Origin of the sequence: Kribbella monticola (genome assembly GCF_003261635.1) — a bacterium.
Taxonomy (GTDB): Bacteria; Actinomycetota; Actinomycetes; order Propionibacteriales; family Kribbellaceae; genus Kribbella; species Kribbella monticola.
In genome coordinates, this window is the sequence record NZ_QFXK01000035.1 from 184,460 (window position 1) to 199,040 (window position 14,581).

Consider the following 14,581-nt stretch of genomic DNA (forward strand, 5'->3'; position numbering starts at 1 on the left):
GACAGCGTCAGCACGTAGTACGGTGCGAGCCAGGAAGTAGCCCCGACCGGGGCGGCTTCCTGGCTCGCCGTCTGAGAGGAAGGCCGCGGCATGCATCTCGAGCTCTCGGGGCTGACCAAGAGCTTCGGCTCGCTGGTCGCCAACGACCACATCGATCTCGTCATCGAGCCCGGTGAGATCCACTGCCTGCTCGGCGAGAACGGGGCCGGCAAGAGCACTCTGATGAACATGCTCTACGGGCTGCTGCAGCCCGACTCCGGCGAGATCGTGATCGACGGGGAGAAGGTCGTGATCAGCTCGCCGAGCGACGCGATCGAGCACGGCATCGGGATGGTGCACCAGCACTTCATGCTGGTGCCGGTGTTCACCGTCGCGGAGAACATCATGCTCGGCCGGGAGAACACCCACCCCGGCGGCATCCTGGACCGCAAGAAGGCGCACGCGCTGGTCACCGAGCTGTCCGAGCGGTACGGGTTCGAGGTGAACCCCGAGGCGCTGGTCGAGGACATCCCGGTCGGCGTCCAGCAGCGGGTGGAGATCATCAAGGCGCTCACCAACGACGCCAAGGTGCTGATCCTCGACGAGCCGACCGCGGTACTCACCCCCGCCGAGATCGACGAGCTGATCACGGTGATGCGGCGGCTGAAGGAGAACGGCACCTCGATCGTCTTCATCACCCACAAGCTCAAAGAGGTCAAGGCGATCGCGGACAAGATCACCGTGATCCGCCGCGGCAAGGTGGTCGGCCAGGCCGACCTGAGCGAGACCGAGGAAGGCCTGGCGCAGATGATGGTCGGCCGCGCGGTCGACCTGGTGGTGGACAAGCAACCGGCCCGGCCGGGCGAGCCGGTGCTGCAGATCAAGGGCCTGACGGTGATCGACGAGCGCGGGTTCACCGCCGTCGACGGCGTCGACCTGGAGGTCCGGGCGGGCGAGATCCTCGCCGTGGCCGGTGTCCAGGGCAACGGCCAGACCGAGCTCGCGGAGGCGCTGCTCGGGCTCACCCCGATCGCGGCCGGCAGCGTTTCGCTGGACGGCAAGGACCTGACCGGGGTGAACACCAGACAGCGGCTCGACGCCGGGATCGGATACGTGCCGGAGGACCGCGGCCGGGACGGGTTCGTCGGACCGTTCACGGTCGCCGAGAACCTGGTCCTCGACCTGTTCCGCCGGGCGCCGTTCGGCGACGGCCTGATGCTGCACACCGACGAGATCGCCAAGAACGGCGAGCAGCGGGTCGAGGAGTTCGACATCCGCACCCAGAGCATCGATCTGCCGGTCTCCTCGCTGTCCGGCGGCAATCAGCAGAAGGTGGTGCTGGCTCGCGAACTGTCCCGGCCGCTGAAGCTGCTGGTCGCCTCGCAGCCGACCCGCGGTGTGGACGTCGGCTCCATCGAGTTCCTGCACGAGCGGATCGTGCAGGAACGCGACAACGGCACCGCGGTCCTGATCGTGTCCACCGAACTGGACGAGATCGCCGCGCTGTCCGACCGGGTCGCGGTGATGTACCGCGGCAAGGTGGTCGGCGTCGTACCGTCCGACACGCCCCGCGACGAACTCGGCCTGATGATGGCCGGCGCCTCCCGGACCGAGGCCCACGAAGCCGCGATCGAGCACCCCACCACGTTGGGAACCATCTAGATGAGTACTGACACCACCACCGAGCCGGAGAAGGCCGCGCCGGTGCCGGCCAAGGAGCCGCAGCGGTCCGGGTTGCCCAGTTGGGCGATTCAGGGGCTGGTCTCGCTGAGCGCGATCGTGCTGGCGCTGGTCGTCGGCGCGATCCTGATCATCATCGGCGACGACCAGGTGAAGGCCGCCGTCTCGTATTTCGGCGCCGCGCCGATGGACACCTTCTCGGCCGCCTTCAGCGCTGTCGGGGAGGCGTACAAGGCGCTCGCGGCCGGCGCGATCGGCGGAGTCACCCCGATCACCGAGTCGCTGACCCAGGCCACGCCGCTGATCTGCGGCGGTCTCGCGGTGTCGCTGGCGTTCCGGACCGGGCTGTTCAACATCGGCGCCCAGGGGCAGCTGATCATCGGCGCGATCCTGGCCGCCTGGGTCGGGTTCGCCTGGCACCTGCCGCCCGGACTGCACCTGATCCTCGCGGTGATCGCGGGCCTGGTCGGTGGGGCGATCTGGGGTGGCGTCGTCGGCCTGCTGAAGGCCCGTACCGGCGCCCACGAGGTGATCGTCACGATCATGCTCAACTACGTGGCGATCTACCTGCTCCAGTGGTTGCTCACGACAACGACCTTCAAGCGTCCCGGCCGGACGGACCCGATCAGCCCGATCGTGGACGCGAACGCGCAGTACCCCCAGTTCGGCAGCACCCGGTTGCACGTGGGCTTCCTGCTCGCCCTGCTGGCCGCGGCGTTCGTCTGGTGGCTGCTGAACCGCTCGACGGTCGGCTTCGAACTGCGCGCGGTCGGCGCGAACGCGGACGCCTCCCGTACCGCGGGCATGAGCGTCGGCAAGGCCTACTTCATCGCCATGCTGGTCGCCGGAGCCCTGGCGGGCCTGGCCGGAACCCAGCAGGTGCTCGGCACCGACCTGCCGCTCACCGACGGTGTGGCCGCCTCGGTCGGGTTCGACGCCATCACGGTGGCGCTGCTCGGTCGCGGTACGCCGCTCGGTACAGTGCTGGCCGGTCTGCTCTTCGGCGCCCTGAACGCCGGCGGTCTGCAGATGCAGTTGGAGACCCAGACCCCACTGACGCTGACCACTGTCCTGCAGGCCGTGATCGTGCTGTTCGTGGCCGCACCGGCCCTGGTTCGCTCGGTCTTCCGGTTCCTGCCCAAGGAACGCGGCGCCGGCACGGTCCTCGCGAAAGGCTGGAACGGATGAGCGAGTCGACGACGGCGGCCGACACCGTCAAGGTCCCGGCCCCGGCGGCCATCGAGGCGCCGGCCGAGCGGACCCGCCGGTTGCGGGTCGGTGGCCTGATGGTGGTCTTCGCCCTGATCGGGCTCGGCCTGGCGATCGGCACCAAGGGCGGCAAGGCGACCTTCCAGCTCACCTCGGGCGACCTGGAGAACAACCTGCTGCACCTCCCCGCACAGCCGGTGGGCATCTTCCTCGGCATCCTCGGGCTCGCCGCCGCCGTGGCGTATGTGCTGCGCAGGATCCCGCAGCGGTACGCCGCCTGGCTGGCCGCCGTACTGGGCATCTGCTTCATCGGGGCCTTCCTGTGCTGGGCCGCCGCGGGCAAGACGTTCCCGCTGGCGAACCAGTTCCAGGGCACGCTGAACTTCGCCACGCCGCTGATCCTGGGCGCGCTGGCGGGCGTGATGTGTGAGCGTGCCGGTGTCATCAACATCGCGATCGAAGGCCAGTTCCTGGTCGGGGCCTTCACTGCCGCGGTGGTCTCCAGTACGACGCACAACAATGCGGCGGCCCTGATCGCGGCAGCGGTGACCGGTGTCCTGATGGCCGCGCTGCTCGCGGTCTTCTCGATCAAATACCTGGTCAACCAGGTGGTGCTCGGTGTCGTTCTGGTGGTGTTCGCGTCCGGGATCACCGGCTACCTCTTCGACCAGTTCCTGCAGGAGGACGCGGCGAAGCTGAACACGCCGACCGTGTTGTCGGCCGTGAAGATCCCGCTGCTCGGCGACATCCCGTTCTTCGGGCCGATCCTGTTCAACCAGACGGTGCTGGTCTACCTCACCTACATCGCGGTCGCCGTGGTGACCTTCGTGCTCTTCCAGACCCGGTGGGGCCTGCGGATCCGGGCGGTCGGCGAGCACCCGAAGGCGGCCGACACGGTCGGTATCAGGGTCAAGCGGGTCCGGTACTCCGCAGTGCTGGCGGCGGGCATCCTCGCCGGTCTCGGCGGCTCCTTCTTCACGGTCGGGTATGCCGGGTCGTTCAGCAAGGAGATGACCGCCGGCAACGGGTTCATCGCGCTGGCAGCGTTGATCATGGGCCGCTGGCATCCGATCGGCGCGATGGTAGCGGCGTTGTTCTTCGGCTTCGCGACCCAGCTGCAGTCGCAGTTGCAGATCATCCAGACCCCGATCCCCGGCGAACTGTTGCTGATGGCCCCTTACCTGGCCACCGTGATCGCCGTCGCGGGCCTGGTCGGCAGGGTGAGAGCCCCCAAGGCGGACGGTGAGCCCTACGTCACCGAATGAGCCCGAACCCGTTGCGTCCGAAGCAGTGAGGGGCAGGACCCCCGCTTCTTCGGACGCTAGCGGGGGGATTGATTGGGAAGCTTTGCGGGCGGTGGCCGTTGAGGCGATGGGGCGTGCCTATGCGCCGTACTCCGGGTTCCCGGTGGGGGCTGCGGCGGTGGTGGACGACGGGCGGGTTGTTGCCGGGTGCAACGTGGAGAACGCGTCGTACGGGCTGACCTTGTGTGCCGAGTGTGGGCTGGTGTCCGAGTTGCACCGGACCGGTGGTGGGCGGCTGGTCGCGTTCACCTGTGTGGACCACAACGGCGAACTGCTGACGCCGTGCGGGCGGTGCCGCCAGTTGCTGTACGAGCACGGCGGCCCGACGCTCCAGATCGAGACCCACGGCGGAAGCCGGCCGATGAGCGAACTACTGCCCGACGCGTTCGGGCCGGAACGAATGGGGGAGTAAGTGGCAGGCTTCGACGCCGTCGACGTGATCCGGACCAAGCGGGACAAAGGTGAGCTGACCGACGGGCAGATCGACTGGGTGATCGACGCCTACACCAAGGGCGACGTCGCCGACGAGCAGATGTCTTCGCTGGCGATGGCCATCCTCCTGAACGGGATGAACCGGCGGGAGATCGCCCGCTGGACCGACGCGATGATCGCCTCCGGCGAACGGATGGACTTCGCGAAGCTGTCCCGGCCGACCGCGGACAAGCACTCCACCGGCGGCGTCGGCGACAAGATCACGTTGCCGCTCGCGCCGCTGGTCGCCGCGTGCGGAGTCGCCGTACCGCAGCTTTCTGGCCGCGGCCTCGGCCACACCGGCGGCACGCTGGACAAGCTGGAGTCGATCCCGGGCTGGCGGGCGGCTTTGTCGAACGAGGAAATGATGAGCCAGCTCGAGGATGTCGGCGCGGTGATCTGCGCGGCCGGCGACGGGCTGGCCCCGGCGGACAAGAAGCTGTACGCGCTCCGCGACGTGACCGGTACGGTCGAGGCGATCCCGTTGATCGCCAGCTCGATCATGAGCAAGAAGATTGCCGAGGGCACCGGTGCGCTGGTGCTCGACGTGAAGGTCGGATCCGGCGCGTTCATGAAGGACGTCGCGAACGCCCGCGAGCTGGCCGAGACGATGGTTGCTCTCGGCACCGATGCGGGGGTGAAGACGGTCGCGCTGCTGACCGACATGTCGACGCCGCTCGGCCTGACGGCCGGGAACGCCTTGGAGGTCAGGGAATCCGTCGAGGTACTGGCCGGTGGCGGACCGGCCGACGTGGTCGAGCTGACCATCGCGCTGGCGACCGAGATGCTGGCGGCCGCCGGTGTGACCGACGTCGATCCCGCGGAGAAGCTGCGCGACGGTACGGCGATGGACGCCTGGAACCGGATGATCTCGGCCCAGGGCGGCGACCCGTCGGCCGAGCTTCCGGTGGCGCCGGAGCAGCACGTCGTGAAGGCATCGTCCACCGGCGTACTGACGGCGATGGACGCGCTGGCGGTCGGAGTCGCCGCCTGGCGCCTCGGCGCGGGCCGCGCTCGCAAGGAAGACCCGGTCTCCGCGGTCGCCGGAGTCGAGTTGCACGCGAAACCAGGTGATTCGGTGACCGAGGGACAACCGCTGCTCACCCTGCATGCGGACGACACGAGCCGCTTCGACCGCGCACTCGAGTCGCTCGCCGACGCAGTACAGATCTCAGCGGACGGACGCTACGAGCCGACGCCGCTGGTGATCGACCGCATCACTGCCTGATCGCCGCGGCGGGATGGGCCTCGGCGCCCCTCCCGTGGTGGCGCGTCAGCCGGCTTTGCGGGTCTGGGATTGCTTCTGCTGCTTCGTGATGGTGGCGGCGAGGGCGGTGTCAGGGGTGAGGCCGGCGGTCAGCTCGCCGGTCTGAGTGACCGTGATCTCGGTGACCAGGGTGCCGACGACGAAGCTGGTCTCGGCGATCGCCTCGGAGCGGCCGACCGAGGTGGAGACGACGGTTCTCCCGTCGGTGAGCGCGTCCGGAACTCCTGGCACGGTGAACGGCCGATCGTGGGGCTCCTGCGCCCAGAATCCACGTCGCAAGGTGTCCGCCTGAGTCTTGGAGCCGACGCGGAAGATCTGCACGGTGATGTGCTTCCTGCGGTCCGCGCTGGTCCGGTACGACCGGTAGCCCTCGGCGAAGTGCGCGTTCAGCAGCAGGGCGCGGTCCTTGGCCGGTTCCGCGGACAACGCGTCGAGATACGACTCCCGGCTGAACGGCCCGCTCTGCTCGGCCGGATCCGCGGAGTCCCCGGCCACCGAGCCGGCCGGTACGACGATCAGCCCAGCGAGCCCGTTCGTCGAGCGTTCGGCCGCCGGGGGAGCGGATGGTGCCGCGGCAATCGCGGCGGCTTCGGGTCCATCGGCCGTCGCGGCACCGGCGGTGTTCCCGCATCCGGTCACGACCAGCGCACTCAGTACTACGGCGACGCCGGGAGCAGCACGCCTCACAATTCCTCCGCCTGTCAGGGATCCCGAGCCTCGATCGGACCAGACGAAGATGAACGCCAGACGAATACGACAACTGCAGCAGGTGCTACGCAGCGGTATGCAAAGCTGCTGCGACTGCTTCCACAGCAGGCGTTCGGGTCGCCCGGGTCAGCAGGAAGACCTCGCGAGTGAGATCGCCCTCGGCCAGGGAGCGGACCGCGACACCCGGCACGCCGTAGCCGAGGACGAGATCGGGCAGCAGCGCGCAGGCGCCCGTGGTACGGACCATTTCGACGAGGATCAGGAAGTCGTCGGAGGCGTAGCGCAGGTCGGGTTCGAAGCCGCCGAGTTCGCGGCAGGCGCGGATCTGCATCTCGCGGTGGCCGGTGCCCGGTTGGCAGGCGGCCCATCGAGCGCCGGACAGTTCTGCCATCCGTACCCGCTCGCCGGCCGCCAGCGGATGCGTTTCGGGCAGAACCAGGCGCACCTGTTCGCGGACCAGCGACTCCCGGGTCAGGTCGTCGTGAACGGGCCGCGGCCGGCCGGAGTACTCGTCGCCGACCAGCGCGTCGAGCTGGCGCAGGCGAAGGGCGGGCACGGCCTCCTCGACCTCGGCCTCGGTGACCTCGATCCGGATACCGGGATGGCTGTCGGCCAGCGCGGCGACCGCGGGCGCCACGATCCGCAGGAAGGCGGATTGGAAGGCAGACACCCGTACGACGCCTGCCGGGTGTCCCGCGGCGATGGCTGCCACCTCGGCCTCGGCGGCTTCCATCCCGTCGAGCAGCGTGGCCGCGTGCCTCACCAGGACCTGGCCCGCGTCGGTGAGTCGCACATTCCGGCCGCTGCGTTCGAGCAGTTTGGCGCCCGCCTCGCGCTCGAGGACCGCGAGCTGCTGCGAGATCGCGCTCGGGGTGTAGCCGAGCGCGCGGGCGGCGCCGTGGACGGTACCGCGGGCGTCGAGTTCGCGCAGGAGGCGTAAGCGGCGGAGGTCGAGCATCGTTCACAGATGCTACCCAATTCCGTGCACAAAGAGCAGATGGACGTGAACAGTCGGCGGTGTCAGCATCGGTGCGTGGGTGCCCTCTTCTGCCTCTTGTCCGCCGCCTGTTTCGGCGCGATGGCGATCTTCGGGAAGTACGCGTACGACGCCCGGGTCGACGTCGCGGATCTCCTCCTGTTGCGGTTCGTGATCGCTGCCGTGCTGTTGCTCGTCGTCGCCCGGGCGACCGGCGCGCTGCGGAACCTGCCGCGACGCTCGATCGCGGGCGCGCTCGCGATGGGTGGGATCGGCTACGCGACCCAGTCGGGTTTGTTCTTCGGCGCGCTCCAGCGGATGGACGCGTCCCTGCTCGCGTTGATCCTCTACGCCTACCCGACCCTCGTGATGCTCGGCGCGATCGCCCTCGGCCGCGAGCGGGCGTCCGTACGCCGGGTCGTCGCGCTGGTGATCGCCTCGGTGGGGACAGTCCTCGTCCTCGGCGCGGCCGCGGCGGGTGGGCTCGACGCGCTCGGTACGGCGATGGGCTTCGGGGCGGCCATCGCGTACACGGTCTACATCCTGGTGGGGGATCGGCTCGGACCCGCGATTCCGCCGTTGGCGTTGGCCGCGTTGGTTTGCACCGGAGCGGTCGGAACATTCGGGGTGGTCAGCCTGGTTCGCGGCGGGCCTGAGTTGGGCTTCGATGCCGCCGGTTGGGGCTGGGTGTCGGCGATCGCCGTCGTCAGCACGGTGGCGGCGATCGTCCTGTTCTTCGCCGGAGTCGCCCGCGTCGGCCCGTCGACCGCCTCGATCCTGTCGACCCTGGAACCGGTGGTCACGGTCGCCCTGGCAGCAGCCGTCTTTCACGAGTCGCTAGGCGCCGTCCAGTTGGCCGGGGGCGCCTTGGTCCTGACAGCCGCTGTCGTCATCCAGCCGATGAGTCCTGGATTGGTCAGGAGGTGGCGGGGACGTTCAGTGGTTGGTGGTGGTGAGGAGTTCGGTGATGCGGCGGCGGGCCGCCTTGGGGCTCAGGGGTTCGCAGCCGGCGTCGAGGCAGCGGCGGACGACGCGGGGGTCGTCGCGGAGCAGCAGGAGGCCTCGGCGGAGCAGGGTGAGCGGAGGCTTGCGGTGTTCGCGGAGGTCTCGCTGGAAGCGGCGGGCGAAGGTGACGAGGCGGTGGTGGCGGACGCAGATCGCTGCCGCCAGTAGTCCGCGATCGCGCAGCGCGCCGACGATCTGGTCCGCGAAGATGCCTTCGGCAATCACCAGCGGCGAGCCCTCGGTCGAGACCGGCCGGTGCCCGACCGTGCCGTCGGCGGAGATGTCGTAGATCGGCATGTCCGCGCTACCCGTCGTACAGAGTGTCTCCAGGGCGGCGACCGCGCGATCGCCGTCCCATGAACCAGGGTGGTCCCAGTCGACGATCCCGAGCGGCGAACGCGGCATCGCCTCGTCGTCACCGTTGCGGTAGAAGTCGTCCAGCCGCACCACCGGCAACCCGGTCAGCTCCGCCAGATGAGACTTCCCGGTCCCCGAAGGTCCCGCCAGCAACACCACACGCGCACTCACCCGCGCCATTCTCCGCCATCGACGCCGGGATGCATAAAGCTGCAGCGGGAGCCGATCGCCGTAACGCTGCGTCTGCCCAGTGCGATATGCGGGCGAGACCGAGCGGCGGGGGTGGGCGGTGCGGCTGACGGTGGGTGGCGTACTCGTGTACGCCGGAATGGCGCTGCTACTGGTCATCCAGACCGCGCGGCTGGTCACGATGGACCAGCTCTGGACGGACGGCGTTTCCGTTGCGTCGGTCGGGCTTGTCGCGGTTTCTGCTGCGGCGGCGCTGCTGTTCCTGACTGCGGTGGTGACAAGGCAGCCGTTGATCGAAGGCGACGGACCGTGGTTCATCACCATGGGCTGGGCCCTGCTGATCGCTCTGACCGCGCTCTCCTTCGTGATCTCGCTGTCGTCGTCGCTGGCGTCCGACGAGGCGGTCTGGGTGACCATCCCGGCGGTGTTCGTGCCGTTCTGGGTGCGGAAGCTGGAGGAGTCCTACCGCGAGGGCGTCGACGAGGCCCGCCGCGAGCGCTGACGCCCGCCGGCCTGTACGCCGTACGTCCACTCGCCCTCTTCGCGTGTCCGCCGGCTCCTCGATGCTCAATTGTGCGTCGGCGCGCTCGGATGTGGCGTGAAGTCTTGACACCTGACAGTGGCGACCGGTTCACTCACACCTAATGAGCGGCGGGGCGCTCATGTGAGCGAGGGCCGGGTAGGGATGTCGACGGCGAAGGAGCAACTCGTGGTGGCACAGCGGAAGCGGATCGGGGGTGTGGCTGTCGCGGTGCTCCTGGTGAGTGCGGTCGGCGGCTGCGCGGGCTGGGGTGGTGGGGGCGGCGGCGCGGGCGGGGCCGATGCCGTCAACGTGCTGATGGTGAACAACCCGCAGATGGTGGATCTGCAGAAGCTGACGGCGGACAACTTCACCAAGCAGACCGGGATCAAGGTCAACTACACCGTGCTGCCGGAGAACGACGTCCGGGACAAGATCAGCCAGGAGTTCTCCAGCCAGGCCGGCCAGTACGACGTCGCCTCGCTGAGCAACTTCGAGATCCCGATCTACGCGACCAGCAAATGGATCGCGCCGCTGTCGGACTACATCGCCAAGGACCCGTCCTTCAACCAGGACGACGTTCTGAAGCCGATGACCCAGTCGCTCACCGGCGCCGACGGCAAGATCTACGGCGAACCGTTCTACGGCGAGTCGTCGTTCCTGATGTACCGCAAGGACGTGCTGGCGGCCAAGGGCATCGAGATGCCGGCCAAGCCGACCTGGCAGCAGGTCGCCGACATCGCGGCCAAGGTCGACAACGCCCAGCCCGGTATGCGCGGCATCTGCCTGCGCGGCCAGCCCGGCTGGGGCCAGCTCTTCGCGCCGCTGACCACGGTGGTGAACACCTTCGGTGGCACCTGGTTCACCGACGACTGGAAAGCGCAGGTGAACGCGCCCGAGTTCACCGAGGCGACCAAGTTCTACGTCGACCTGGTCCGCGCCCACGGCGAGCTCGGCGCCCCGCAGGCCGGCTTCACCGAATGCCTGAACAACCTCGTCCAGGGCAACGTGGCGATGTGGTACGACGCGACGTCGGCGGCCGGCTCACTCGAAGCGCCGAACTCGCCGGTCAAGGGCAAGATCGGCTACGCCCTCGCGCCCGTGGTGAAGACCGACAGCTCTGGCTGGCTGTACACGTGGTCCTGGAGCATCCAGGAAGCCAGCAAGAAGAAGGACAACGCCTGGAAGTTCATCTCCTGGGCCTCGAGCAAGCAGTACGAGGAACTCGTCGGCCAGAAACTCGGCTGGTCCCGGGTCCCGGCCGGCAAGCGCGCCTCGACGTACGCCAACCCGGAGTACCTGAAGGAGGCCGCGGCGTTCGCCCAGCCGACCAAGCAGGCGATCGAGACCGCCGACCCGACCAACCCCGGCGTGCAGAAGCGGCCGGCGATCGGGATCCAGTTCATCGACATCCCGGAGTTCCCGGACCTCGGTACCCAGGTCAGCCAGGACGTCAGTTCGGCGATCGCGGGCCGGATGAGCGTCGACAAGGCGCTGAAACGCGGGCAGACGCTCGCCGACGACGTGGCCGACCGGTACCGGTCCCGAGAAGCGAAGTGAGGGAACCGTCATGTCCGTAGACACCGAGGTCCGCCCGGGCCGGCACGCCGCGGTCCCGCCCAACTCCAGCGGCACGCTGATGCGGCGTACCGGCGACTGGGCCCGGCGGGCGCCGCTGATGCCCGCGCTGGTCTTCATGATCATCGTCACCCAGTTGCCGTTCGTGGTCACGATCATCGCCTCGTTCATGAACTGGAACGCCTACTACCCCGACGAGCGCGGGTTCGCCGGGATCGACAACTTCCGCCGCGTCCTGACCGACGTGAACACCCGCCACGCGATCCTGGTGACAATCCTGCTCACCGCCGGCGTGGTGTTGATCAGTCTGCTGCTCGGACTGGCGATCGCGCTGCTGCTCGACCGGCGGTTCCGCGGCCGGGGTGCGGTCCGGACGATGATGATCACGCCGTTCCTGGTGGTGCCGGTGGCAGCCGCGCTGCTGTGGAAACACGCGTTGTACAACCCGGAGTACGGGCTGTTCAACGGCGTCCTCAAGTGGATCTTCGGCGACAACGCGCCGCAGCCGGACTGGATCAGCAACCAGCCGTTGTGGTCGGTGATCTTCGCGCTGGTCTGGCAGTGGACGCCGTTCATGATGCTGATCCTGCTGGCCGGACTGCAGAGCCGTCCGCTCGACGTGATCGAGGCGGCCGGGATCGACGGTGCGAGCAAGTGGGACATCTTCCGCTACATGACGCTGCCGCACCTTCGGCAGTACCTCGAACTGAGCGCGCTGCTCGGCTCGATCTACGTGGTGCAGAACTTCGACGCCGTCTTCACGATCACCTCGGGCGGCCTCGGGACGGCGAACCTGCCGTACACGATCTACCAGACCTTCTACACCGCTCACGACTACGGCCGGGCCTCGGCCGCCGGCGTCATCGTGGTGATCGGCACGATCGTCATCGCGACCTTCGCGCTGCGCTCGGTGTCCACGCTGTTCAAGGAGGAGGGACGATGACTGGTCAGGTGACGATGGTGACCGGCAAGCGGAACCGTGGTGGCGGCTGGGCGCTGAGCGGGCTGGCCTGGGTGGTCGGACTGCTGTTCGTACTGCCGGTGCTGTGGATGGTGCTGACCTCCTTCCACGCCGAGACCGACGCGGCGAAGAACCCGCCGGATCTGGCCGCGCCGCTGACGCTGGACGGATTCCGGTCGTTCTTCGACTCCGGTCCGTGGCCGTCGATCGCGAACTCACTGACCGCGAGCATCCTGTCCACGGTGCTGGTCATCCTGCTCGCCTTCCCGGCGGCGTACGCGCTGTCCATCAAGCCGGTGAAGAAGTGGACGGACGTGATGTTCTTCTTCCTCTCCACCAAGATGCTGCCGGTGGTCGCCGGGCTGCTGCCGATCTACCTGTTCGCCCAGTTCGCCGGGCTGCTGGACAACATCTGGTTGCTGATCGTGCTCTACACCTCGATGAACCTGCCGATCGCGGTCTGGATGCTGCGCAGCTTCCTGGCCGAGGTGCCGGTCGAGATCCTCGAGGCGGCTTCGGTCGACGGTGCCGGGCTGACCAGGACGCTGCGTTCGGTGGTCGCGCCGGTGGTGACGCCGGGGATCGCGTCCGCGGCCCTGATCTGCTTCATCTTCAGCTGGAACGAACTGCTTTTCGCCCGCGTGCTGACGGGTACCGTGGCACAGACCGCGCCGGTGTTCCTGACCGGATTCGTCACCAGCCAGGGCCTGTTCCTGGCGAAGGTCTGCGCCGCCTCGCTGGTGGTGTCGCTACCGGTGCTGATCGCGGGATTCGCTGCCCAGGACAAGCTGGTCCAGGGCCTGTCGCTCGGGGCGGTCAAGTGACCCAGTTGGGAACAGCAACGATAGGTGCCCTCGGCAACGAGGTCGGCGTACCGCGGTACGACCGTACGGCGGTCCGCTCCGGCATCGTGCACTTCGGGGTCGGCGGCTTCCACCGGGCCCATCAGGCGATGTACCTCGACCGGCTGATGAACGACGGCAAGGCGCTCGACTGGGGGATCTGCGGCATCGGCGTACTGCCGCAGGACCGCCGGATGGCCGACGTGCTCCAGGCGCAGGACGGCCTCTACACGCTGGTGGTCAAGTACCCGGACGGCGCCCTGGAACCGCGGGTGATCGGGTCGATCGTGGACTACCTGTTCGCACCGGACGACCCCGAGGCGGTGCTCGCCCGGATGGTGGATCCGGCCACCCGGATCGTCTCGCTGACCATCACCGAGGGCGGGTACCACGTGAACCAGGTGACCGGGGAGCTCGACGCCTCCGACCCCGGCCTCACCGCCGACCTGGAGCCGGGCGCGACACCGGTGAGCGTGTTCGGTTTCGTGATCGAGGCGCTGGCGCGCCGGCGTACGGCGGGTGTGCCGCCCTTCACGGTGATGTCGTGCGACAACATCCCGGGCAACGGGCATGTCGCTCGCAAGATGCTGACCTCGTTCGCGCGCTTGAAGGATGCTGCGTCTCATCAGTCCCCGCCCCACCGCCCCGGTCAGGGGCTGGCGGACTGGATCGAGCGCGAGGTGCGCTTCCCCAACTCGATGGTGGATCGGATCACGCCGGTCACCACCGATGAGGACAAGGCGGCCCTGGCGGAGAAGTTCGGGGTCGAGGACGGCTGGCCCGTGGTCTGCGAGCCGTTCACGCAATGGGTGCTCGAGGACGATTTCGGAGGTGAGCGGCCGCCGTACGAGGAGGTCGGGGTGCAGTTGGTGGCCGACGTCGAGCCGTACGAGCTGATGAAGCTGCGGCTGCTGAACGCGAGCCACCAGGCGCTCTGCTACCTCGGCTATCTGGCCGGCTACCGGTACGCGCACGAGGTCTGCCAGGACAAGCTGTTCGTCGACTTCCTGCTCGGCTACATGGACTTCGAAGGTGCGCCGACTTTGCCGCCGGTGCCCGGTGTCGACCTCGACGGGTACAAGCGGGAGCTGATCGAGCGGTTCGCCAATCCGGAGGTCCGCGACACGCTCGCCCGGCTCTGCGCGGAGAGTTCGGACCGGATCCCGAAGTGGCTGGTGCCGGTGATCCGTGAGCAGCTGGCCGCCGGGCGCGAGATCAAGCGGTCCGCGCTGGTGGTGGCGTCCTGGGCCCGGTACGCCGAGGGCACCGACGAGCAGGGCGAACCGATCGAGGTGGTGGACCGGCTGCGCGACAAGCTGGTCGAGCGGGCGCAGCACAACCACGACGATCCGTTGCTCTTCGTCTCCGACCGGGACCTGTTCGGTGACCTGGTCGACGACGAGCGGTTCGTCCAGGAGTACACGGCGGCCCTCGCTTCGCTGCACGAACGAGGCGCGCGAGCGACACTCGAAGCGCTGACCGGATGACCGCTGCCTGGGTCTCGGGTGACCACTGCGCAAGACTGGTCGCGGCAG

General features: G+C 68.5%; 13 protein-coding genes. 11 read left to right on the forward strand and 2 right to left on the reverse strand.

Annotation, left to right across the window (positions count from 1 at the left end; all coding sequences use genetic code 11):
- Positions 1-90 precede the first annotated feature (90 nt).
- From DIZ26_RS26890 to DIZ26_RS26910, 5 genes are all read left to right on the forward strand, one after another.
- Complete coding sequence (locus tag DIZ26_RS26890; RefSeq protein WP_112246420.1) at positions 91-1,641, forward strand: ABC transporter ATP-binding protein; 1,551 nt, start codon at positions 91-93, stop codon at positions 1,639-1,641.
- A complete protein-coding gene (locus DIZ26_RS26895; protein ID WP_112246421.1) occupies positions 1,642-2,847 on the forward strand; it encodes an ABC transporter permease in 1,206 nt (401 codons plus the stop codon).
- Positions 2,844-4,133 carry an ABC transporter permease gene (locus DIZ26_RS26900; protein ID WP_112246423.1) on the forward strand — a complete coding sequence of 430 codons (1,290 nt, stop codon included), beginning with the start codon at positions 2,844-2,846 and terminating at the stop codon, positions 4,131-4,133. The genes DIZ26_RS26895 and DIZ26_RS26900 overlap by 4 nt, the downstream gene beginning before the upstream one ends.
- Positions 4,134-4,200: 67 nt before the next feature.
- On the forward strand, positions 4,201-4,584 hold the full coding sequence (locus tag DIZ26_RS26905) for a cytidine deaminase (protein ID WP_269815409.1): 384 nt from the start codon (positions 4,201-4,203) through the stop codon (positions 4,582-4,584).
- Positions 4,585-5,871, forward strand: coding sequence for a thymidine phosphorylase (locus tag DIZ26_RS26910; RefSeq protein WP_112246427.1), 1,287 nt, complete (start codon positions 4,585-4,587; stop codon positions 5,869-5,871).
- Between the two features lie 45 nt (positions 5,872-5,916).
- Here the strand turns inward: DIZ26_RS26910 and DIZ26_RS26915 are convergent, their stop codons facing one another.
- Both DIZ26_RS26915 and DIZ26_RS26920 read right to left on the reverse strand, forming a co-directional pair.
- The gene (locus DIZ26_RS26915; protein ID WP_112246429.1) at positions 5,917-6,597 is read right to left on the reverse strand and encodes a hypothetical protein; all 681 of its coding nucleotides are present in this window, start codon (positions 6,595-6,597) and stop codon (positions 5,917-5,919) included.
- 85 nt (positions 6,598-6,682) lie between these two features.
- On the reverse strand, positions 6,683-7,576 hold the full coding sequence (locus tag DIZ26_RS26920) for a LysR family transcriptional regulator (protein WP_112246431.1): 894 nt from the start codon (positions 7,574-7,576) through the stop codon (positions 6,683-6,685).
- A 75-nt stretch (positions 7,577-7,651) separates the two neighbouring features.
- Here DIZ26_RS26920 and DIZ26_RS26925 point away from each other — a divergent pair, with 75 nt between their 5' ends.
- From DIZ26_RS26925 to DIZ26_RS26955, 6 genes are all read left to right on the forward strand, one after another.
- Positions 7,652-8,767, forward strand: a complete 1,116-nt coding sequence (locus DIZ26_RS26925; protein WP_232828619.1) for a DMT family transporter — start codon at positions 7,652-7,654, stop codon at positions 8,765-8,767.
- Positions 8,768-9,245: 478 nt separating this feature from the next.
- Positions 9,246-9,647, forward strand: a complete 402-nt coding sequence (locus DIZ26_RS26935) for a hypothetical protein (RefSeq protein WP_112246433.1) — start codon at positions 9,246-9,248, stop codon at positions 9,645-9,647.
- Between the two features lie 207 nt (positions 9,648-9,854).
- A complete protein-coding gene (locus DIZ26_RS26940; RefSeq protein WP_232828620.1) occupies positions 9,855-11,225 on the forward strand; it encodes an ABC transporter substrate-binding protein in 1,371 nt (456 codons plus the stop codon).
- Between the two features lie 10 nt (positions 11,226-11,235).
- The gene (locus DIZ26_RS26945; RefSeq protein ID WP_112246437.1) at positions 11,236-12,186 is read left to right on the forward strand and encodes a carbohydrate ABC transporter permease; all 951 of its coding nucleotides are present in this window, start codon (positions 11,236-11,238) and stop codon (positions 12,184-12,186) included.
- Entirely contained in the window at positions 12,183-13,028 is an 846-nt protein-coding gene (locus DIZ26_RS26950; RefSeq protein ID WP_112246439.1) for a carbohydrate ABC transporter permease, read from the forward strand. Before DIZ26_RS26945 ends, DIZ26_RS26950 begins: the two co-directional genes overlap by 4 nt.
- Positions 13,025-14,533, forward strand: coding sequence for a mannitol dehydrogenase family protein (locus tag DIZ26_RS26955; protein ID WP_112246441.1), 1,509 nt, complete (start codon positions 13,025-13,027; stop codon positions 14,531-14,533). Before DIZ26_RS26950 ends, DIZ26_RS26955 begins: the two co-directional genes overlap by 4 nt.
- Positions 14,534-14,581: the final 48 nt, after the last annotated feature.

Excerpts from the sequence above, each read along its gene's own strand:
- DIZ26_RS26920 (WP_112246431.1), bottom strand. The coding sequence starts at position 7,576 with ATGCTCGACCTCCGCCGCTTACGCCTCCTGCGCGAACTCGACGCCCGC.
- DIZ26_RS26895 (WP_112246421.1), top strand. The coding sequence starts at position 1,642 with ATGAGTACTGACACCACCACCGAGCCGGAGAAGGCCGCGCCGGTGCCG.
- DIZ26_RS26890 (WP_112246420.1), top strand. The coding sequence starts at position 91 with ATGCATCTCGAGCTCTCGGGGCTGACCAAGAGCTTCGGCTCGCTGGTC.
- DIZ26_RS26945 (WP_112246437.1), top strand. The coding sequence starts at position 11,236 with ATGTCCGTAGACACCGAGGTCCGCCCGGGCCGGCACGCCGCGGTCCCG.
- DIZ26_RS26900 (WP_112246423.1), top strand. The coding sequence starts at position 2,844 with ATGAGCGAGTCGACGACGGCGGCCGACACCGTCAAGGTCCCGGCCCCG.
- DIZ26_RS26950 (WP_112246439.1), top strand. The coding sequence starts at position 12,183 with ATGACTGGTCAGGTGACGATGGTGACCGGCAAGCGGAACCGTGGTGGC.